Raw genomic sequence first — 19,278 nt, 5'->3', positions numbered from 1 at the left:
GTGAGCGCTGAACCATCAGCAACGAAGGCACCGCTACTACAGAAGATACTGTGATCGAAGTACACACAGAATGGCTTGATGCCAGCGGCTACCCCTTGCCCGCTGGGCTAAAAGGGCGCGGCTTTACCGGTCGAGTGACTCGCCAGGTCGCCAACGATGGCGATGTGTTCGACAGCGGCGTTAAAGAATTTGCCATCGACCCAGGCCGGCAACTGCAAAAACTGGATTTTGACAATAACCAGGCCTATCACCACTACGTGCAAGTCAACGCCGAACCCGAAGGTGAGCAAAACGACTTTTCGACCGGCGACCACACCGGCGTTTTACGCCACCGCCCAAGCCGCTATGTGCCAGTAAAAGTGCCGTTATATGACGAGCAGTCGACAGAATTTGAACGCAGTCGGCTGGCACAAGACAGCTCTCTTGATAGTCGTGATATTACGCCGCACTTTAATTGGGTCCACCGTCCTGAGCTGAGCTTTAGCGTCATTGATCTCACCATGCAAGAAATTAATCTGCAAAGTGAAAATGAAGATGGCACCGTTGAACGTATCAACCTCATTGACGACACAGCGCCTGTGATTAACAGTGCTGATGACTTGGTGGAATTAGTATTCCAACTGACCACCAGTCAGTATCAACGCATTACACCCTTAGAGGCGAAGCGAGAGTATATTTTTTCCTTGGGTGATTTTGAGGTGATGTTTAACGTAACGCCTGGTGACGATGGTCAGCAGCGCATTGTCTTTGATAATCTTGAGCACCTAGCAGAACTGGATGTTGAAGACTACCTCAGCCTTAGTTTGTATCTGAACCACGACGCACAAAATGCATTATGGGAGTGGGGCTTTACCACTCTAGATGTGGATATTGACTCAGATAATGACAATGGCACAGATGAGCCAGACCGCAGCTTACCTGAAGAGGCCATTGAGACAACGGATCAGCATCCTAGCAAACGCATACGATTGAATATGGGGGATATCAATGGCAATGATATTCCTGACTTTGCCGAGTTTGAGTATCTTAATACGAAAGGTGAGCAAGTGAACAAAAAGTTTGTGCCCTTCGTGGTCGAGATACCGACTCATGTACCCATTGCGAAAGGCCAGTTAACGTTTGTTTACTCTGGCTCAGACCCTCTTCTGGTGCAAGAAGCGAATGATCCTGCCAAAGAAGGTAAAAAAATCTACACTCCAGCGCCTGGCAGTCAGCGCTTGTGGAAGAAAAATGCCGATAAGAAACGTAGCCCTAAAGGCTTACAGCAAGGAGGAGACTATCTGACTCCAAATACGGGCTTCACGTTGGAGGAGCTGGGCTATAGCGACAATAAGCGCGTGCAAACCTGGTATATCGAAGCTTTGCAGCGTAGTGGCTTCCGTGGGGCGCGAGTGGAATTGGTGTTGGAGTACGATCAATGAAGACTGTTCATCATCTTATTGCTCTTTTGGTGTCAGTGCTAAGCTGGCTTTGTATTACAGGCTTTGCTCACCGAGAAACCAGTGTTTTAGAGTACACCGCCATCGACAGCGAGCTAACGGTAGAAGCGGCGGTGCCAACCCCAATGGAGCTGGAGGCCGACCAGGATGTCGAGTCAGATCAGCCAGAGCTGGACATCTACTGGACCGTGGGTGGCATGCGTTTAGGCTTGTTGTTTGATGAAGACGATCTCACGGAAGAAGAGCGAGCATTGAACCCGGTCCGTACTTGGGTGTTTAGTGTTCCTGGGCGTGTGTGTGGAGCCCACTCTCCCAGTGATACGTGCCAGGCTTGCCTTCTGACACACCGTATAGTCTTGATAGCGCAGCAACACCCGAGATCGATAACTTTAAAGTCTATTGGGAACCTCTAAATTGGGATCTGGACTTGTCGGTAGACGTCGAGGTCACTTACGATTTTAGAAATCGTGTTGTTGAAATCCCTATGGATGGCAATGTTTTTACGGTGGATTTTCCAGAAAGGAAAGAGCAGTTCCGTATTGCCAATCGTGTTATTGGCCCTGCCGCTGACGGTGAAGAGCCATTGCAAGGCAGTGATGTGGCCATGCTTGAGCAAATGCTGTGGCAGTTGGGGGTGAGTCCAGGTGGAGGTCCTGGTGTAGCAGGGCGGCGAATACCAAACGAGAGTCAGCGCGAAATATTTGAAGTCGGTAACGGTACCGTGGGCAAGATGCTGGGACGGTTTAACTATTTTAGTCACACCCCTGTTACAAGGACTACAGACCATCAAGCAATGGTTAGCTTGATTCACAATGGCAGAGCTTACAACACGATTGATGAGCTTCAAAAACACTGGCTACATTATTTAGAGGCTTATGGCATCTTTTCTGATATCCAGCGTTATAACTTTAGTGATTTGAGTCAAGCAGATAAGGATGCTGCGGAAGCTGTCTTTGATGGAGTAATTCACTATCCTCGTGGGGTCGAATTAGATGATATAGAACCAACTTATACAGTTGCTCTTCACCAGCAGGTGAGTCGTTATCGAAATTTTCAGCGTGTTGATATTTTAAGAGCGATGGCAGAACAAGAATCTAATGGTCGTCATTGGGGGTACAGTGCAAGGCTTGATGATGTATTTAGGCTTACTGTCGGCGGAGCCGACGAGGCGGGAAGTACCGGGTTCAATCAAATACAAAACAAGTATGCCTATGGAGGTTTGTCATTGGATGGTACGTCGGCTGCTGCATCTAGAGGGCGTATATGCGGTGCTGTTTCTGCCTATGATCAAGACGGTGTCAGCCGCGTTAACCATTATGATCCTGGTCAGAATTTAGTGGCGAAGGCTGTGTGGCTTGCAGCAGCAGAAGGCAACTGCGGTCGTTCGTTCCGAAGTGCATTTAACAACGATTCTTACACAGGAACTTATCGTAGTGGAGATACCTTAGTTCTTCTCAGCTACAGTACCGGTGAAGTAGCAGAAGCTGTTGCTGGGGGAAATCACACCGATGATACATATGAGCTCTTGGCAAAGGCGATAGGAGCATATAATCAAGGTGCAGGTATTTTTAATCAAACGTCTTGGCTTGAATTAATTACTTCTCAGATGACACCAGGAAGCAACGAATATCAGGAAATAATGGCGATTCCGTATCGAGAAAGAAGTCCGAGACAGCAGCGTCTTTTTGGACGAACTACGGCAATGAGATACGGTATTCGGGTAATGCATGACAATGATAAACTGAACCTCCCATACAGAACCTATAAATGGCGCGGTGGCGTATATCCAGACCGAAACTCTGATGGGACGCCGAATCCTCGTGCTGGACAGTTTTGGTGTTTCGAGTATGGAGAAAGGGATTGGATGAATCCGGCTTTCAATATTAACCTTCGTGGAGGTGGTGTGCGTCCAGCGCGTTGGAATGACTACTTCGTGCGAGCATCTGGGTCTGATGAGCATAAGGTTGAATGCTAAACATATGAAAATGATGATATTCTCTATCTGTCTTGCCTTTCCTATTCATGCCCTATCTATAGAGTTGAAAGATGGTTTGGGCCCTGATGACGTTCTATGGGGAAAGCTCACTGCAGCAGACTTCGAAGCTGGTTACTCGCCCACTTTTGCTGTGGATGCTGGTGATGGTGTGGTTTATACATATGACTCAACAATTGGTAAGGCGAACTATGAAAAAGGTGTGCTATTAGATGCTTGGCCTATCCATCCTTGGCCTGGACATTTGTTTTTCGCTGGCGAGTATGCGGCTGCTGCAGAGGCTGCAAGCATTGCGCGTGGTGGGGATCTTGAGTTACCAGAAAACCCTACTGAGTTAGTCAGTAGGGTGGCCAGTTATCTTTCGCTCGATTCAACTATGCCGGCAGGCTGCTTGAAAAGTATTCCTCTGCGCTATGGTGACTTCGATAGTGATGGCACGTCCGAGGTTGTTTTGTTTGCAGGTGCTTCAATCGTTTTCTTTTCTCCTCTAAATGAGGAAGTCATCTTTAGTTATCACTACGAATTGAATGACGAGTTAATTGAAGATGTCGTGAAGGAAATATTTCCTCCGCCATACTCTGATTCGGATCCTCAGTATTTTTCTGATAGTGGAGCGGATGTACTGGTTATGCAGAAGCTGCCAGCGCAAAAGTCCTACTCTAAAATCTTTGTAAGCAATTTTGATGGTGATGATGCATTGGATATTATCCTTTGGAGGAAAATGTATCGTTCAAATTTACGAAGTGAATCTGTGTCTGGGTTCCATATGATTGGCGAGGTGGCTATGCACTATGAGTTGGTTGAGGGAGGTTATGCTTTACAGGAAACATCCACTATTGATGCCTTAACTTGGCTGGATGACAAGAAGTTGACCTGGCAGCAAGGCTTTCCCTCCCGCTCTGAATGCCCAGGGGAAGAGGGCAAGTTGATTCCAGAAATGCATGATCCATTGCTTAATGATCCAGATGTGTTGCGCTGAAGGCTGACATCGCTCTTTAATTATTGGCGCAAATAAACCAGTCGCTTGCAAAACAAGTGGCTGGTTGTTTAAACGTTCGGTGAGCGCTGAACCATCAGCAACGAAGGCACCGCTACTACAGAAGATACTGTGATCGAAGTACACATAGAATGGCTCGATGACAGCGGCGATCTCTTGCCAGCGGGGCTAAAAAGACGCGGCTCTATCGGTCGGGTGACTCGCCAGGTCGCCAATGACGACGATGTGTTCGACATCGGCCTCAAAGAATTTGCCATCGACCCGGACCGGCAATTGCAAAAGTTGGATTTTGATCGTAACCAGGCTTATCACCACTAAGTGCAAGTCAAGCCCTTTATGCCCTTTATTACCCTCATGTATGACGATGTAGAAAAAGACACGCGCGTCGAGGAGTTTAATCAACTCGTCACCCGCAAAGTAAACACATTGGGCAGCATCAAAGCCATTTTGTGGCTGCAGGATTACCTCGCCAACGGCGGCGATGTGCCTATGTTTGCATCTTGATCGTCGACGGTAGCGCCCGATCACCCGCTAAAAAACGATGCGCATATTGCGTTAGTAACACCACCTGCTGCGGTATCGTCATACTTAGTTCCGAAACCGTGGCGGGCATTTTAGCAGCCAATGCACAGCTACCTAGACTGAGCCCTAGAGTAATCGATAAGCGTATCTCTAGGAGCAAGGAATGGACTCTTATGTCAATAAAAAACTATTGGCCGTTGGCATCAGTGTGGGGCAGTGTGTGCTCGCGTTGCATGCGTATGCGGTGGATATTCATAGCTTTGATGTCAGTGCGCCCAAGCGCATGGCTATCGGCTCGGAGCCGTTGGCACTGTCGCGGGTGCAGGAGCTGTCGGTCGCACAGTTTGTCGATGTGCCGCGCAGTGAGCCGTTAGTGTGGTCCGTCTATTTGCAGCAGCATGCACCGCAATGGCTGCCTTATGCCGACGTGTTATCTCATTGGGCGGGTACGGCCAGTATTAATCCGCAGCTGGTGGTGGCGTTGCTGGAGGCGAACGGGCAGCAAATTAGCGCATCGAGCAGCACCTTGAGGCCGTTGTGGGGAGCGCTGCCTGAGCAGGCATTGGGCAGCGAGTTAGACGCACAAACAGCAGAGCCAGCTGAGAACGCAATCAGCGAAATAATCGCCGAGCAATTACTGACGCTGGCCAGTTATTTTTATTTGTATGATGAGCAGCCCGAGGCGCGGGCTGCCACCTCCAGTGCTGCCAGCTGGGCGTTGTGGCAGTCGTTTGCGCAAGCAGAGCTGAATGCTGATCAGCATCTGCGGGCGGTGGTCGAGGCATATCAACGATTATTTCCCAAGGCGTTTAGTACGCGCCTGGCGCCGATGACCGTACAGGCTGCGGCAACGCCACCGCCGGATCTGCTGCAGTGGCCATGGCGGCAGGGGTATTACTGGAAGGCCAACGGCGCGCACGCCAATTCTGGCTCGGGCTATCCGTTGTCGTCGGTGGATGTGTCCTACGATTGGCCGCGTTGGGGCGGTCGCACCTACAGTGTGACGGCGGCGCACTCGGGTCAGGTGCAGGTCTATTCGCGCTGTAATTTACGCATTACTCATCCCAGTGGTTGGCAGACCAACTATTACCATATGGAAGATATCGAGGTGAGTAGCGGTGATTGGGTAGACATCAATACCCGCATCGGCACCTATGCGAACGATCGCAATACGGCATTGTGCCAGGGCGGTAGCTCAACCGGGCCACATTTGCATTTTTCATTGCTGTATAACGGTCGTTATCAATCTCTGCAAGGCGTTAACCTGGGTCCCTATGTGGTGAATGTCGGCAATTACAGTTACGACGACAATTGCCGCCGCTATTGGCTGTACCACCAGGATGAACAACGCAGTTATTGCGCCTGGGACTGGCTGTATAATTCTGGGCCAAAACAATAAATCGATAGTGGAACAGTAGCTTTCGCGGCTCTATACACTGGCTGTTTTAGCGAGTTTTTAGAGCCGCGGTTCATGAAGGGAAGCTCAGTGAGCAAATTCAGTGAGTAAGTTCAGCGAGTAAGTTCAGCGAGTAAGTTCAGCGAGTAAGTTCACCGCGCAAATCCTGTTGCATTTTTTCGCGTATGTTGTCGGTGCGGCTTTCCGTCGCCAGCAAATAATGCAATTTGGTGAACGCGGCTTCCAGAGTCATGTCCTGACCGTCGACGACGCCTAACGGATTTAATACCGCGCCGCTGGCGTAGGTGCTTTGCTGCACACCACCATTCAGGCACTGGCTGGTATTAACCACCACAATGTCCTGCTGCTGCAGTCGCTGCAGTGCTTGCACCACTTTGCTGTCGGCGTCGGGAAAATTGCCCAGGCCGTAGGTTTGCAGCACCACGGCTTGGGCGTTGGCCGCCATCATTTCAATCACACTACCTTGAATGCCGGGGTAAAACCGTACTATGGCGACGGCTTCTGGGCGCAGGGTGGGCAATTGGCACTGCAAGGGCAGGCCGGTTCTTGTTTGTGCATTCAGCGTCGTATTCCGTTCCCTATTCAGTTCAGTGCCGCCTGAATGAACACGCCCTAATTCGCGACCATTGGGAGACTGGAAGGCATCCAGCTGTGTGCTGCTCACTTTGGTGCAGCCATTGCCGCGTAAAATACGATGGTTAAAGCACACCACCACTTCTGGCAATGCAGAGTAGGCTGCCACGTGCAAACTGTTGATAAGATTGTTTAACCCATCGCTGCCAGGCTGGGATAACGGAATTTGCGCACCGGTAAACACCACCGGCTTGTCTTGCTGAGTTAATAAAAACGACAGCATAGACGCGCTGTAGGCCATGGTGTCGGTGCCATGCAAGATGACGAAACCATCATAGTCGTGCCAGTTTTGCTGCAAAATACCAGCGAGCTGCAACCAATGGTCACAACGGATGTTGGCGCTGTCGATCAGTTCATCCAGCTCAAGCAGAGTGTATTGCGGCAGTGTCTGATCGGCAGGCAGGTGCTGTTGCACGGCATCGGCAAAATTGCGTGCCGGCACAAAACCGTCGGCCGATGGCGTCATGCCAATGGTGCCGCCGCAGTAAATCACCAGTACGTGTTGTTCCGTCATACAGTCTCCCGTTTTTTACGCTGAATGATGCCCCAGCATGGATTGAGGGCTCAGCAGTTGTTCCAGTTCTGTTTCGCTAAGCAATCCTTCGGCCAGAATTAATTCCCTTACCGTGCCGCCGCTGTGCAATGCCTGTTTGGCAATGCGTGACGCGTTGGCGTAGCCGATATGCGGCACCAGTGCCGTGATGCTGCCAATGCTAATGTCGACCAGCTCAGCGCAGCGTTCACGATTGGCTTCAATGCCAACAATACAGCGTTGCTCCAACATGTGGCAGGCTTCGCCCAGCATGCGCATGGAATTTAACAGGTTATAAATAATTAACGGCTCCATGGCATTCAGTTGCAGCTGTCCGGCTTCAGCAGCCAGCGTGACCGCTAAGTCGTTAGCCATTACCTGATACGCCGTTTGGTTGACGGCTTCGGGAATCACCGGATTGACTTTGCCGGGCATAATCGACGAGCCAGGCTGCATGGGTGGCAATTTTATTTCACCAAAACCGGTGCGTGGGCCACTTGATAACAAGCGCAAATCATTCGACATTTTGCCTAACTTAATGGCGAAACGACGCAGCACTCCGGAGAACAGTACAAAGGCGCCCATGTCCGATGTGGCTTCAATTAAGTTTGCAGCAGGCACCATGGGTTTGCCCGATAACTCGGCCAAATGACGAATGGCTAGGGCGGAATAATCGGCGTGGGTATTAATGCCGGTGCCAATGGCGGTGCCGCCTAAATTTACTTCGCACAACAGTAAGCAGGCTTCGTGCAGGCGGTCGATGTCTTCCGACAGGTTGACGGCAAAGGCATCAAACTCCTGCCCCAAAGTCATGGGCACGGCATCTTGCAATTGCGTGCGGCCCATTTTCACCACGTCGCTAAATTCACTGCCTTTTTTATACAGCGCATTGACCAGGCTGCGGATCGACTCGACCAGCGGCTCGGCGGCAAATTGTATCGCCAGGCAAGCGGCGGTGGGGTAGGCATCGTTGGTGGACTGCGAGCAATTGACATCGTCGTTAGGGTGAAGGTGTTGATACTCACCCTTGTTGCGCCCGAGTTTCTCCAGCGCCAGATTGGCGATCACTTCGTTTGCGTTCATGTTGGTGGATGTGCCAGCACCACCTTGAATTAAATCGACCACAAACTGATCGTGCAGCGCACCATCGGCCACGTCTTCACAAGCGGCAATGATGGCTTCGGCTTTGCCTGGTGCCAAAATGCCTAAATCTCGGTTGGCTTGTGCGGCCGCTTGTTTTACCAGCGCCAGCGCTTTGACCAGCTGCGGAAAGTGACTGATAGGAACGCCGGTAATGGCAAAGTTATTGACGGCGCGCTGGGTTTGAATGCCGTACCAGGCATCGGCCGGAATGGCGAGGTCGCCGAGTAAATCGTGTTCGAGTCGGGTTGTCATGACATCTCCGAGACTAATCCGAGATTAAAAAAGCCAGCCCGCAAACAGGCTTGGGGCTGGCAAAGAGGGGGCAAGCCCCCTGGGGTCTGAATGGTTTTGACTCAGTTTGCTTTGGCAAACTCGCCTTGTGGCTCTGCGTCTGGTTGTGGCGCTTCGGCTTTCCAGGCGTTTTTATCGATGTTTAGGTCGGCAAATTTGTCAGCATCAAATACCGGTACTTTGACGCCGTTGGCGCGCTGCTGGTCGTAGTCTTTCATGACTCGCAGGCCAGTCTTAAACAGCAGTGCCAGCGCCACCAGGTTGGCCAGTGCCAGTAAGCCCATGGTGACGTCTGCAAAGGCGAATACCGTGCCTAGGTTCATAATGGCACCGCCGCAACACAAGCAAATAATGGCGACACGGAAGGCGTTGAACAGGCTCTGATTTTCTTCGCTGAAGAAGTTCAGGCTGTTTTCGCCTAAGTAGTAGTTGTACAAAATAGTGCTGAAGCCAAACAGCAATAAGGCCACACTGACAAACATACGGCCCCATTCACCAACGTGATCGGCCAGTGCCATTTGCGTTAACGCCACGCCACCTTGAGTGCCAGCAGACGCTGGGTCATAGGCGCCGCTCAGCAAAATAATCAATGCGGTGCACGAGCACAGAATGATGGTGTCGATAAATACCGAAAACGACTGCACGATGCCCTGGTTAGCAGGGTGTGGCACATAAGCCACGGCTGCCACGTTAGGCGCACTGCCAAGGCCCGCTTCGTTGGAGAACAGACCGCGTTTTACGCCCATTAAAATGGCCGCGCCAATGCCGCCACCAATGGCAGGTTCCAAGCCAAAGGCACTTTTAACGATCAGGCTCAGCGCCGCTGGAATTTCGCTTACGTTTAAGGCAAGTACGACCGCGGTAATGCCGATGTAACCCAGCGCCATAATCGGCACCAGTACTTCAGAGATTTTGGCAATGCGTTTTACGCCGCCGAAAATAATCAAACCCACCACTAACGCCAGCGCGATGCCGGTGTAATAGGCCGGTACGCCAAAGGCGTCTTCAACGGAGGTGGCAACAGCGTATGACTGCAGTGCGGTAAAGCCGAAGCCAAAGGTGATCAGCAGCAGGGCAGAGTAAACCACGGCCAGCCATTTCCATTTTTCACCCAAACCGCGGGCGATGTAATACGCCGGGCCGCCGCGATAGGTGCCATCTGGCTCGGCCTTTTTGTAGGTTTGCGCCAGCGTACATTCGAAGTAGCTGGTCGCCATGCCCATTAAACCGACGACCCACATCCAAAATACCGCGCCTGGGCCGCCTAAGGCGATGGCCACCGCGACACCGGCAATGTTACCGCCACCCACACGGCCAGCAACAGACAGCACCAGTGCCTGGAACGAACTTAAATGGCCGTTGGGGTCACGTTTGAAGGCCTGGCTGGAGCCCAGGATGCGAAACATCGAAGCAAAATAGCGAAATTGAACAAAGCGCGAAGCCAGGGTAAACCAGACTCCCAGAATCAGAAGCACTGCAATCAGCAGCTTGCCCCACAACAGATCGTTGAGCAGATCGAGCATATTTTCCTCCAGTCGCACCAGGGTGCATGTTTTTATTGTTATGACGCAGTGGCCGCAATTGGCCGTGGCTGAACGCATGGTTTTGGCGTTGCAGGCCGCAGTCGCGCCAACAGTCCTATGCAATCAAAAAAACAGGCAAGACAACATTTGGCGCTCTGATCTAAACTGATGCTAGTTGGTGCTAAAGGCGTGTCATCTAGCATCAGTTTGGTGGTGTGCGATCTGATGCGTGTTCGCTATGATGCGCGCCCTGGCTGACCGAGCGCCTGTGGTGTGCGGTGTGTTGCCACCAGCGCCAAAGACTCTTGTGCCCGAGGCAACGTGTGTATGTCGAATGACTTTTCGCTCAATCTGAAACTATTGTGCAGCTACTACAAGTCCATTGCCGACGTGTGCCGTCGGCTGGATGTCAATCGCTCGCAATTTAATCGCTACTTAAACGGACGCAGCCAGCCGTCAGCCAACATGCTGCTAAAGCTGTGCACCTTTTTCGGCGTTGAAAAGCACGAAATACTATTGCCGCACAGTCAATTTGAACGCTTGGTGAAAGTTCGACCAAAGCGAGCAGAAGCGGACGAGCCCAGCCATCCGCTGTGGCCACACTTACAGCAGCTGGAGCAATGGAGTGCAAACCACAACTTAGAGCGCTACCTTGGCTATTACTTTGAATATTATCAATCCATGGCGTGCCCGGGGAAAATACTGCGCACACTCGTGTGCATGGAAAAACAGGGTGAGCACGTGGTGTATCAACGCACCGAGCGCTTGCAAGAGTCGCCTGCGGATAAAGTTTTTCATGGCAAGTATTTAGGTGTGGTGCATTATCTCACCGACCGTATTTTTATGTCGGATTACGAGTCGCTGACGGGCCATGAGCTAACACAAACGATTTTATTTCCTTCCTTTAAAAACCGTATTTTGCGTTTGACCGGATTGAAGCTGGGTGTGTCTGGCAGTGGCGAGCGCATGCCGTGTTGCGCACGGGTGGTGTACGAATATTTAGGCCCGCAGGTGGATGTGCTTAATGCGTTGAGTTTGTGTGGTTTGTATCAGCAGGACTCGAGCGCCATTGACGACTCCGTGCGTCATTCCATTCACAACGATGTGGGTATGTATGAGTGGCATTTCCGCGCTCGGCCATAACGAACGCTATTATAGTTTTCGGATAAGCTGGATCTTGATCTCGAGAGTGACGGGTTAGACAGTCAGGAAATTTCGCTATTAGGGCGATAATCTGATGACAGCGTACTTGTGTATAATAAGTAACGGGGTATGATTCAGCTTGAAATCTCGCCGATCTGCGTTAAGACGCCGAAGCGAGGCTTTCAGTTATTGATATAAAGTGTTTTATCCAATGAGTAGAAGCTGTTTCATAACCTTCAGTCCGATATAATAATCAAAACTATCAGCTTCAACTCCTCCACCATGAAACGTTCAACCTCAGAACTGACCGACCAACAGTGGGCACACATTGAGCCTTGTTTACCCAGCCTGCCTCGTGGCAAAGGGGGTCCCAAACCTATCAGCAATCGAGCCTGTTTCGAGGGCATTTTATGGGTCTTACGTTCAGGTGCGCGCTGGCGTGATCTACCTGAGCACTATCCTTCACCGAGTACCTGCTGGCGCCGCCTTCAGTACTGGGAAGAGCAAGGTGCATGGGTCAAAGCCTGGCGTAAGCTTCTTCGCGTTCTGGATCAACAGTCGCGGTTAAATTGGGAAGAATCGTTTTCTGATGGTAGTTTTGCACCCGCAAAAAAAGGGGCCTCGGTGTTGGAAAAACCAAGCGTGGTAAGGGGTCGAAGTGGATGATAGTCGTCGATGGCGAAGGCATTCCAATCGGGCTGACACTTGGCTCAGCGTCACCGGCGGAGGTCAATCTGATTGAGGCTTTGTTAAATGTTTCCTATGGCAAGAGCAAGGTGAAGCGTTTGATTTACGATAAAGCGGCAGACTCTGATCCTCTGCGAATGGCGTTAAAGAAACGGGGCGTTGATCTCATTTGTCCACATCGTCGAAACAGGAGAAAAGCGCCGCTGCAAGATGGTAGAAAGCTGAGAAGGTACGACCGTCGCTGGAAAGTAGAGCGCACTTTTGCTTGGCTTGGAAATTATCGGCGATTAGTGGTTCGATGGGAAAGAAAGCTCTCAATGTATCGAGCCTTCTTTCACGCCGCCTGCATGATGATCGTGCTAAAGAAGTTGTGAAACAGCTTCTAGGCTTTAGATTGAACTAGAATGGCACGTGTTGGCGTGTTAGATAAGCTTCTTTGATCTTGAAGTCAGTACTGAGTGTATGCTGTGGCGTGCCCTTAATTAAACATTAAAAGGTAGTTATGAGAGTTATTGTTTTGTGCTTTGTGTTGATCGCCTCGGGTTGTACAACGTATTCGATCTCAGATCAGAGCTTGCTAGAGATTCCTACCCCTCAGGGTGCTTACAAAGGAGACATCTATCAGCCAAAAGCGTTGGAAATCGATGCTGATATGCAATGCCATGTGAGTGGTAGGTCTGGGAATATAGTGCGGAGTAAATGCTCAAATAAAGAGCGAATAGAGTTTGTCGTTAATGAGTTCAAAGATCGCGGTTATAAAGTTTTTCCTTCCAGCGATACTGGATCAGCGATGATAAAGATTGAGGAAACCAACACCCCTGGGATGATTGATAGTTTTTCGTTATTGGTGAACGTGCTCTCTATTGGCTTCATTCCTTTCTACGATTATACCAGCTACTCCGTTACTTATTCAGATCCAGCTGAGGGCGTTGAAGTTGAACGCGATGTAAGCTTTTCTACAACGCGATCTTGGTTTAACGTATTTCGTTCTAATCCTGACAATATAGAAGGACGAAATTGGAGAAAAGATGCGGAGCACAATCTCATTCGCAAGGTTTTGAGTGAGGCTGGTATAGGCAGCGCACCGACTGGCGAATAACTCTTGCTACAACTTCGCTAAAAATTTTCTTCTGTTAAAGTGTCGTCAACGTAATGCAGTATGTCTATTTGCCTGATGACACTTGAGCAGCTGTTGATTCTCAGAATGTAGTTTTAAGGCTTGCCTTAGGCTTTTCTCTATTGACGCAAACGATTTTATTTCCTTCCTTTAAAAACCGTATTTTGCGTTTGAGCGGATTAAAGCTGGGTGTGTCTGGCAGTGGCGAGCGCATGCCGTGTTGCGCACGGGTGGTGTACGAATATTTAGGCCCGCAGGTGGATGTGCTCAATGCATTGAGTTTGTGTGGTTTGTATCAGCAGGACTCGAGCGCCATTGACGACTCCGTGCGTCATTCCATTCACAACGATGTGGGTATGTATGAGTGGCATTTCCGTGCCCGGCCATAAGCGCGACTAGGCTGCCAAGCCATCTTCAGTTGGAAACCTGTATAAGCACGCTGGCTATATGGCTTTGGACGCAAGTCGACACTTTTCAGGTCTGGCAAGTGTGATCTAATTCCTTGTGTGAATCGAAGCTCAGGGTATGATGCTCACCTGGTTCAAATTCTCAGGATAAGTGAAGAACCGGTTTTAATGAAAAGGAGTTCATGTTCTACCGCCGCGACGTGGCTGGCGCTTGATCTCCTGTATTGCCATTACCCGACCTCTATAGGAGACGATCATGCTGGTTTGGGGTTCTAATAGTAAAGTCATTAACGGCAGCCAAGTGGATGGCGTTGAGTGCCCAAGTTGTGGCGCAACCCAATTTAATGCCTTTGGTTTGCTGAAGTATTTTCATTTGTATCGCATCCCAACGATGCCGCTGTCAAAACAAGTCGGTATCGAATGTACTCACTGTAAAAAAACCATGATTGGCGACGAAGTGCCGAGCAATGTGGTTAGTGAGCTGAAAGGCCAGATCTTTACCAATCAAAAAGTGCTGCCCATGTTTACCGGCCTGGCTCTGGCGGTGGTGCTGGCGATCGCTTTGATGATTGCTGTGCAGCAGAATAATGCCGAAGAAGCCGAGTTTATTGCAGCGCCGCAAGTCAATGATTATTACATTGTTGATATCAAAGATATCTTTGGCGAAGACTCCGCCGATTACCGTTACGGTTTGCTGCGTATTCACCAAATTAACGGCGATATGATCGAGTTTGATATTGGTGATACCGTTTACAGCAAAAGTAAAGGCGTACGCAAAGACTTGCGTTCAGGTGCAGCTCGCGAAGATGACTATTACGGCGCGCGCGTTGAATTCAGCAAAGCAGAGCTGATGCAGTGGCACGAGTCTGGCGATATTCGCTCGATTGAACGTTACTGATTTACTACCAGGCCAGCGCTGAAGCTGGCCTGGGGTTCTAGTGCGCTGCCAGCATAGCTAAAATACCTGCATTACTAAGCGAAGGTGTTATTCCTAGCTACTGGTGTGTTGTACTTTCCACGGCGGATTTAGGCGGTTCTCTCCCGCCCAATACAGCTTTATTTTATTACCAGATGGGTCTTTCAATATTGCCTCGCGCCATAAATAACGTTGGTCCGTTGGCAATTGTTCAAACTGTATGCCGCATTCAATCAGCTCATTTACCCAGCTATCCAGATGTTGGCATTCAAAATACACCACACTGTCGTTATTGACTGGTTCATCTTGCTGTAGCAGCGAGAAGGTAGCATCGCCTTGCGTGCAGGCAAAGCGCACGTAGTGTGGTGCATCAACAATTAAGGTAAAGCCTAGGGTTTGGTAAAACGTCTTCGACTGTTCAATATTGTTGGTTGCCAGCGTTACTTGGTTTAGGTTCATCTCAACCTCTTTTTCGAATCTTCATCTTCATCTTTAGCGAGCGGTATCGTCAATGTGCAGTTGTCCAGTCTTGCTATCTGCTCTGTTGCTGGCCGTTGCGCATGCCGTAGCGATTCATATCTTGGCGCTTTGAGCTGAGTTGCAGAGACCACTCGGTTTTCTTCCAAGCAAAAAATACCTGCACAGAACTTTCTCGCGAGAGCACTACAGCACTACGCGACCGTTGTAGGCGAAATGCACTACACAATTGGCTTGGCCATCATCAATGGCAAATTCATCGGATTGTCCTTCGGCGCTGATGGTGCCGAGATTCGGATCATATTGATAAGTCACCTGGATATCTTGGGCGGGTTCAAAGTCGGGCACCCTGTAGGTGGTGGTAAAAGAGGTGCTCGCTGTATTTTGTAGTGAAATGCGCTGCCCGGTTGGGCTTTCAAGGTAGGCCGACTCCGCTGCAAAGTGAGCAATGTACTGCATGCCATTGCTAATGGTCGTTTCGGGCAGTTCTCCGCCAGTGAAGCCGCCATTGCAGCGCTGCGTTACGGTGCGTTCACCGTGTAACAGCACTTCATCATTGCTCAGCTTTAACAAGGAACGCTCCGGCGACAGTAGCGCAAAGGCAAATGTAGGAGATTCGTCGGCATTGGCCGAACTAACGTTAAGCACCACCTCTGTTGCACTGTTCGCGGGTAAATAGACCCACTGCAGCTGGCGCTCCACACCGGTGCTCCATTTTGTTGTCTGCGGCCCCGCGTGTTGAGTTGCGGTGACTCGCAGGGCAATCGGTGAGTTACCTTGATGTGTGCGCACTAGGATACTGGCTTGATTATCGGCGATGCTGGTTGTGTCCGGGTGAACAATGGCTAAGGCAGCTTGGTTCGGCTCGGGTAAATAAAAGAAGCGTATCGAACCTAGCCACGTTTTCGCCTTGGCTACCGTACCCAGCACTACGATGTCTTGGTTGTTCAGGTCTTGATGGACAGTCGCGTTGCTCGTGTCGCTGTTGCTGCTACTGCTGTCGCTGCCGCAGCCGCTCAGTAGTGCTGCCAGTAGTAAGGTTTTATGGGTGGCACGCATGATCAAGCCTCCATGCATTAATGAGGGTTCGTGGGAGAGTATGCTACCCATGGTATTAGGGCTTTGACTCTGTGTCTTGTATGTTATTGACATCGTTCGCAGTGGTATAGAGCGGGGCGGGGAACAGTGAAGTGCAATGCGATGTCGACCCGTCACGACGAAGCTTGCACGATTTGCTGGCTTTGTTTAGTGCTTTGACTTTGCGGTTGCTCTGGTCACGCGGTTGCTTTGGTCATGCGGTTGACAGCCGCTCATATGCATTGACTCTGCTAACAAACCTGTTGAAAATCTCGCTCCATTCCAACTTCATCGAACTATCCCAACCTCAGTACAGCAAGGAGCGCGTATGGCTGCTATCACAACCTCAATCGTTTTTATTCTTTACAGCATGGTGATGGTGGTTACTGTCATCGGCATTCCGTTTTGGGCGTTGCACTTATTTATGCTGTTTCGCGGAGCGAAGCGACTGGAGGCGGACAAGGCCAAATTTCTGCAGACCCTGACGAGTGGCGAGCAGGCCCTGTGTACTGTACATGAGAAGCGTCCATTTGCATTATTCCATCGCCGCAGCGTGTTGATCATTACTGAAAGCCGAGTATTGCTGTTTAAACGTCCCTTGTTTGGTGGTTATAAAATGACCGACATCCAATGGAAAGATTTGCGTGATGCGCATGTCGAGCAAAACATCATCCCAGTCTTTTCTGGTAGTCATATTCATTTCAGCCACCGTATGGGAGCGCCGCTCGATATTAATGTGGACTCGGACGCAGCGGTTGAGGTGTATCGTTACGCGCAAGCGCAAGAGCAAGGCTGGGAGGAAAAACACCGAGTGCGCGATATGGAACAGCATCGGGCGATGAGCGGCGCTACCCATATGGAGGTGAATGTTGGAGCCGGCGCTGACAATGGTGAAGATATTTTGGCTAAGTTGTCCGAAGCCAAAGCTCTGCTTGATCAAGGCGCCATCAACGACGTCGAGTTTGAAACCCTAAAAGCCAAGCTATTGAACGCATAAGTGTTTCAGACTAACCCCGCCACACGGGGCTAGTGTTGGCTGATTAAGCAGCTACTGCTGCGGTAACAGCTGCTTCACGTGTTGCCACGACACCAACTTAAAGTTTTGTGTTTGCTTAGGCATCAAGTTGCGTCCATCTTGCACTACGATCAAACCATGCTCGTACCCTGGCCCAAAGTTGGCGCTGGAGACGGTTAAGCCGTCGGTTTCTGAGGCGCCATCAATGTGTTTTTGCAGGTTCATACCGATACGAAAGCGGGTTAAAGGTTGGTAGGGCGCCGTCGCGTTATACAAAACGTAGCTGTCGTTCCCTTGGCTGGATACCAATAAATAGGCGTTATTACCGTCGTCGAATACTTCCATGCCTTCGATGTCGGCGGTCAGCCAGTCATCCCCAGCACGGCCGATGGTGTGTAAATCAGTACTCGTGTTGGGCTCAGCGTTCATAACGTACAAAGCAACATTCTCTTCGCCGAGAAATAATTGTTGCCGAGCATCGTCGCCGCTGCAGCCTTCCGGTTGGCTGTTGAGTGCAAATTCACGTACTTTTTTACCTTGCCAACCCGTTGCTTGGTCGAGAATTTGCCATTGCTCGTAGCGGCCGTCTTCATCATTGATAAACACATACAGTGCTTCATTGTTGCCACGATACATACACAAGCCGTATACATCGTCGAGTGTGGTGGGAATTTCTTCCGCCACACGGATGTGGCCATTGTTAGGGTCGATGGCAAACAGCGCAATCGCAGCACGATCGCGTTGGCTGGCTGCGGCGATGTCCATGGCTTGACCTTGGCGGCTAAAACCTTGGCGCACATCGACATTATTAACACGACCAACCATCAGCGCTTGTTGCTGCTCGCCACTTAAGTCATAGACGAATAAACCCTGTTGTTTGTCGGTACCCAAAATACGACTTAATTTACCGTCTTTTGGGTGTACCCAAATGGCTGGGTCGTCCGAGGCATCACCAATGCTGGGCACTGGAGTGGTTTCGCCAGTCGCAGGCAGCTCGGGAATTTTGTTGATTGATGCGGAAACTGACTGGTTTGGCAACGTGAGCGCATGCCATTGTTCATCGTTTTCATTGAGCACCATCGCGGAGATATGTTGTGTCTGCTGTTGCAGTGCCAACCCGTCGGCGGAAATGGTGTCATTGAGTTGCCAGCGCTGGTTGAGCTGGTGCTGCTCAAACTGGTACAGCTCATGCCCTCCTTTGCTGACCATCCACAGCTGTTGTGCATTCATTGCCAATGGGCCAACTTCCTGTAGTGGCCCATTGGGCGCGACCAATGCTAACGGCTGGCGGCGAATTTCACTTTCCACACGTGCGCTATAGCGCCAGACCCCGATGTGTTCTTCGGTGACGTATATAACGTCTTCAGCATCATCGACGACACAAAACTCGCTGGCCGGTGGCAGTGGCAAGTTGCGCAGTGGCGTGACGGTTAATGTGTCACCTTGTGGCTGTAACAATACTTGTTGCGCTTGATGCTCTTCACCGAGCAAAAAGGCCTGCAACGGTTGATTGTGCGCCGGTTGATACAGGCACAATCCTTCAAGGGCGGTGCTAACAGGTGCAGAGGCGCTGCTCGACCAGCCTTGTTGCTGGGACTGGTGCTGAATTAATACCAGTTGCCGCTGATTATTCATGGTCAACCAAGTAGGCACTTGGTTGTGAATGCGCATATCGAGATATTCGCCGCGAATATCGTCAATAACAGTGCCGTTCATACTCAACGGTTGCTGGCTGGATATACTGAGCCAGCCGTCCTGATAGGCACTGAGGTATTCTCCGGCTACCGTTGTCGCACTGCTCGCTAGTGTCTTATTTATTTGTGTTGCAGCAGAATTTTGGCTGTCCGTTGCTGTGGTGGTGCAACCATTCAGCAGCAGTGTGTGGGTGACTACTACAGCGCCGATCAGTTTTTTTAAGTTGTCGTGATTCATATTTTTTGAGCCGCTAG

19 protein-coding genes and 1 pseudogene are annotated in these 19,278 nt (G+C 50.4%); 14 read left to right on the top strand and 6 right to left on the bottom strand.

The window, feature by feature from the left end:
- The first annotated feature begins 50 nt into the window (after positions 1-50).
- The 7 genes from CHH28_RS16420 (at position 51) to CHH28_RS16390 (ending at position 6,350) form a co-directional block, all read left to right on the top strand.
- Positions 51-1,421 carry a hypothetical protein gene (locus CHH28_RS16420; protein WP_094061335.1) on the top strand — a complete coding sequence of 457 codons (1,371 nt, stop codon included), beginning with the start codon at positions 51-53 and terminating at the stop codon, positions 1,419-1,421.
- On the top strand, positions 1,418-1,852 hold the full coding sequence (locus CHH28_RS16415; RefSeq protein WP_094061334.1) for a hypothetical protein: 435 nt from the start codon (positions 1,418-1,420) through the stop codon (positions 1,850-1,852). Before CHH28_RS16420 ends, CHH28_RS16415 begins: the two co-directional genes overlap by 4 nt.
- Positions 1,853-1,866: 14 nt before the next feature.
- The gene (locus tag CHH28_RS16410; protein WP_157729963.1) at positions 1,867-3,414 is read left to right on the top strand and encodes a hypothetical protein; all 1,548 of its coding nucleotides are present in this window, start codon (positions 1,867-1,869) and stop codon (positions 3,412-3,414) included.
- A gap of 4 nt (positions 3,415-3,418) precedes the next feature.
- Positions 3,419-4,411, top strand: coding sequence for a hypothetical protein (locus CHH28_RS16405; RefSeq protein WP_157729962.1), 993 nt, complete (start codon positions 3,419-3,421; stop codon positions 4,409-4,411).
- 129 nt (positions 4,412-4,540) lie between these two features.
- Positions 4,541-4,747: a hypothetical protein gene (locus tag CHH28_RS16400; RefSeq protein WP_094061331.1), complete on the top strand. Its 207-nt coding sequence runs from the start codon at positions 4,541-4,543 to the stop codon at positions 4,745-4,747.
- A gap of 18 nt (positions 4,748-4,765) precedes the next feature.
- Entirely contained in the window at positions 4,766-4,933 is a 168-nt protein-coding gene (locus tag CHH28_RS16395; RefSeq protein WP_157729961.1) for a hypothetical protein, read from the top strand.
- A 181-nt stretch (positions 4,934-5,114) separates the two neighbouring features.
- Complete coding sequence (locus CHH28_RS16390) at positions 5,115-6,350, top strand: M23 family metallopeptidase (protein ID WP_094061329.1); 1,236 nt, start codon at positions 5,115-5,117, stop codon at positions 6,348-6,350.
- Between the two features lie 136 nt (positions 6,351-6,486).
- Here the strand turns inward: CHH28_RS16390 and CHH28_RS16385 are convergent, their stop codons facing one another.
- The 3 genes from CHH28_RS16385 to CHH28_RS16375 form a co-directional block, all read right to left on the bottom strand.
- On the bottom strand, positions 6,487-7,515 hold the full coding sequence (locus tag CHH28_RS16385; RefSeq protein ID WP_094061328.1) for an asparaginase: 1,029 nt from the start codon (positions 7,513-7,515) through the stop codon (positions 6,487-6,489).
- Between the two features lie 15 nt (positions 7,516-7,530).
- Entirely contained in the window at positions 7,531-8,928 is a 1,398-nt protein-coding gene (locus CHH28_RS16380) for an aspartate ammonia-lyase (protein ID WP_094061327.1), read from the bottom strand.
- A 101-nt stretch (positions 8,929-9,029) separates the two neighbouring features.
- Complete coding sequence (locus tag CHH28_RS16375) at positions 9,030-10,490, bottom strand: alanine/glycine:cation symporter family protein (protein ID WP_094061326.1); 1,461 nt, start codon at positions 10,488-10,490, stop codon at positions 9,030-9,032.
- Between the two features lie 327 nt (positions 10,491-10,817).
- Between CHH28_RS16375 and CHH28_RS16370 the strand changes: the two genes are divergently transcribed.
- The 6 genes and pseudogenes from CHH28_RS16370 to CHH28_RS16345 all read left to right on the top strand — a co-directional run bounded on the left by CHH28_RS16370 (position 10,818) and on the right by CHH28_RS16345 (position 14,742).
- The gene (locus CHH28_RS16370) at positions 10,818-11,633 is read left to right on the top strand and encodes a helix-turn-helix domain-containing protein (protein ID WP_094061325.1); all 816 of its coding nucleotides are present in this window, start codon (positions 10,818-10,820) and stop codon (positions 11,631-11,633) included.
- A gap of 282 nt (positions 11,634-11,915) precedes the next feature.
- On the top strand, positions 11,916-12,299 hold the full coding sequence (locus CHH28_RS20675; protein WP_094060802.1) for a transposase: 384 nt from the start codon (positions 11,916-11,918) through the stop codon (positions 12,297-12,299).
- Positions 12,266-12,694 (top strand): annotated as a pseudogene (locus CHH28_RS16360) (IS5 family transposase); the annotation flags it as partial. The gene CHH28_RS20675 and the pseudogene CHH28_RS16360, both read left to right, overlap by 34 nt.
- 128 nt (positions 12,695-12,822) lie before the next feature.
- Positions 12,823-13,419 (top strand): hypothetical protein, encoded by a 597-nt coding sequence (locus tag CHH28_RS16355; RefSeq protein WP_094061324.1) that lies wholly within the window; start codon positions 12,823-12,825, stop codon positions 13,417-13,419.
- Between the two features lie 140 nt (positions 13,420-13,559).
- Positions 13,560-13,826, top strand: a complete 267-nt coding sequence (locus CHH28_RS16350) for a hypothetical protein (RefSeq protein ID WP_094061323.1) — start codon at positions 13,560-13,562, stop codon at positions 13,824-13,826.
- Between the two features lie 274 nt (positions 13,827-14,100).
- Positions 14,101-14,742, top strand: coding sequence for a hypothetical protein (locus CHH28_RS16345; RefSeq protein WP_094061322.1), 642 nt, complete (start codon positions 14,101-14,103; stop codon positions 14,740-14,742).
- 93 nt (positions 14,743-14,835) lie between these two features.
- On the opposite strand, the gene CHH28_RS16340 is transcribed toward CHH28_RS16345, so the two are convergent.
- Both CHH28_RS16340 and CHH28_RS16335 read right to left on the bottom strand, forming a co-directional pair.
- A complete protein-coding gene (locus tag CHH28_RS16340; RefSeq protein WP_094061321.1) occupies positions 14,836-15,219 on the bottom strand; it encodes a VOC family protein in 384 nt (127 codons plus the stop codon).
- 204 nt (positions 15,220-15,423) lie between these two features.
- The gene (locus tag CHH28_RS16335) at positions 15,424-16,296 is read right to left on the bottom strand and encodes a hypothetical protein (RefSeq protein WP_094061320.1); all 873 of its coding nucleotides are present in this window, start codon (positions 16,294-16,296) and stop codon (positions 15,424-15,426) included.
- A 346-nt stretch (positions 16,297-16,642) separates the two neighbouring features.
- Between CHH28_RS16335 and CHH28_RS16330 the strand changes: the two genes are divergently transcribed.
- Positions 16,643-17,311 (top strand): PH domain-containing protein, encoded by a 669-nt coding sequence (locus CHH28_RS16330; protein WP_094061319.1) that lies wholly within the window; start codon positions 16,643-16,645, stop codon positions 17,309-17,311.
- 51 nt (positions 17,312-17,362) lie between these two features.
- On the opposite strand, the gene CHH28_RS16325 is transcribed toward CHH28_RS16330, so the two are convergent.
- Positions 17,363-19,261 carry a phytase gene (locus tag CHH28_RS16325; RefSeq protein WP_094061318.1) on the bottom strand — a complete coding sequence of 633 codons (1,899 nt, stop codon included), beginning with the start codon at positions 19,259-19,261 and terminating at the stop codon, positions 17,363-17,365.
- Positions 19,262-19,278 lie beyond the last annotated feature (17 nt).

The organism is Bacterioplanes sanyensis (assembly GCF_002237535.1).
Classification (GTDB): Bacteria; Pseudomonadota; Gammaproteobacteria; order Pseudomonadales; family Oceanobacteraceae; genus Bacterioplanes; species Bacterioplanes sanyensis_A.
Note: the sequence above shows the minus strand (reverse complement) of the source record. Positions and strands in the feature narration are given on the sequence as shown.

Bases quoted from the DNA above. Each gene is read 5' to 3' on its own strand.
- CHH28_RS16415 (WP_094061334.1), top strand. From the start codon at position 1,418: ATGAAGACTGTTCATCATCTTATTGCTCTTTTGGTGTCAGTGCTAAGC.
- CHH28_RS16405 (WP_157729962.1), top strand. From the start codon at position 3,419: ATGAAAATGATGATATTCTCTATCTGTCTTGCCTTTCCTATTCATGCC.
- CHH28_RS16395 (WP_157729961.1), top strand. From the start codon at position 4,766: ATGCCCTTTATTACCCTCATGTATGACGATGTAGAAAAAGACACGCGC.
- CHH28_RS16390 (WP_094061329.1), top strand. From the start codon at position 5,115: ATGGACTCTTATGTCAATAAAAAACTATTGGCCGTTGGCATCAGTGTG.
- CHH28_RS16385 (WP_094061328.1), bottom strand. From the start codon at position 7,515: ATGACGGAACAACACGTACTGGTGATTTACTGCGGCGGCACCATTGGC.
- CHH28_RS16380 (WP_094061327.1), bottom strand. From the start codon at position 8,928: ATGACAACCCGACTCGAACACGATTTACTCGGCGACCTCGCCATTCCG.
- CHH28_RS16375 (WP_094061326.1), bottom strand. From the start codon at position 10,490: ATGCTCGATCTGCTCAACGATCTGTTGTGGGGCAAGCTGCTGATTGCA.
- CHH28_RS16370 (WP_094061325.1), top strand. From the start codon at position 10,818: ATGTCGAATGACTTTTCGCTCAATCTGAAACTATTGTGCAGCTACTAC.
- CHH28_RS20675 (WP_094060802.1), top strand. From the start codon at position 11,916: ATGAAACGTTCAACCTCAGAACTGACCGACCAACAGTGGGCACACATT.
- CHH28_RS16355 (WP_094061324.1), top strand. From the start codon at position 12,823: ATGAGAGTTATTGTTTTGTGCTTTGTGTTGATCGCCTCGGGTTGTACA.
- CHH28_RS16345 (WP_094061322.1), top strand. From the start codon at position 14,101: ATGCTGGTTTGGGGTTCTAATAGTAAAGTCATTAACGGCAGCCAAGTG.
- CHH28_RS16340 (WP_094061321.1), bottom strand. From the start codon at position 15,219: ATGAACCTAAACCAAGTAACGCTGGCAACCAACAATATTGAACAGTCG.
- CHH28_RS16335 (WP_094061320.1), bottom strand. From the start codon at position 16,296: ATGCGTGCCACCCATAAAACCTTACTACTGGCAGCACTACTGAGCGGC.
- CHH28_RS16330 (WP_094061319.1), top strand. From the start codon at position 16,643: ATGGCTGCTATCACAACCTCAATCGTTTTTATTCTTTACAGCATGGTG.
- CHH28_RS16325 (WP_094061318.1), bottom strand. From the start codon at position 19,261: ATGAATCACGACAACTTAAAAAAACTGATCGGCGCTGTAGTAGTCACC.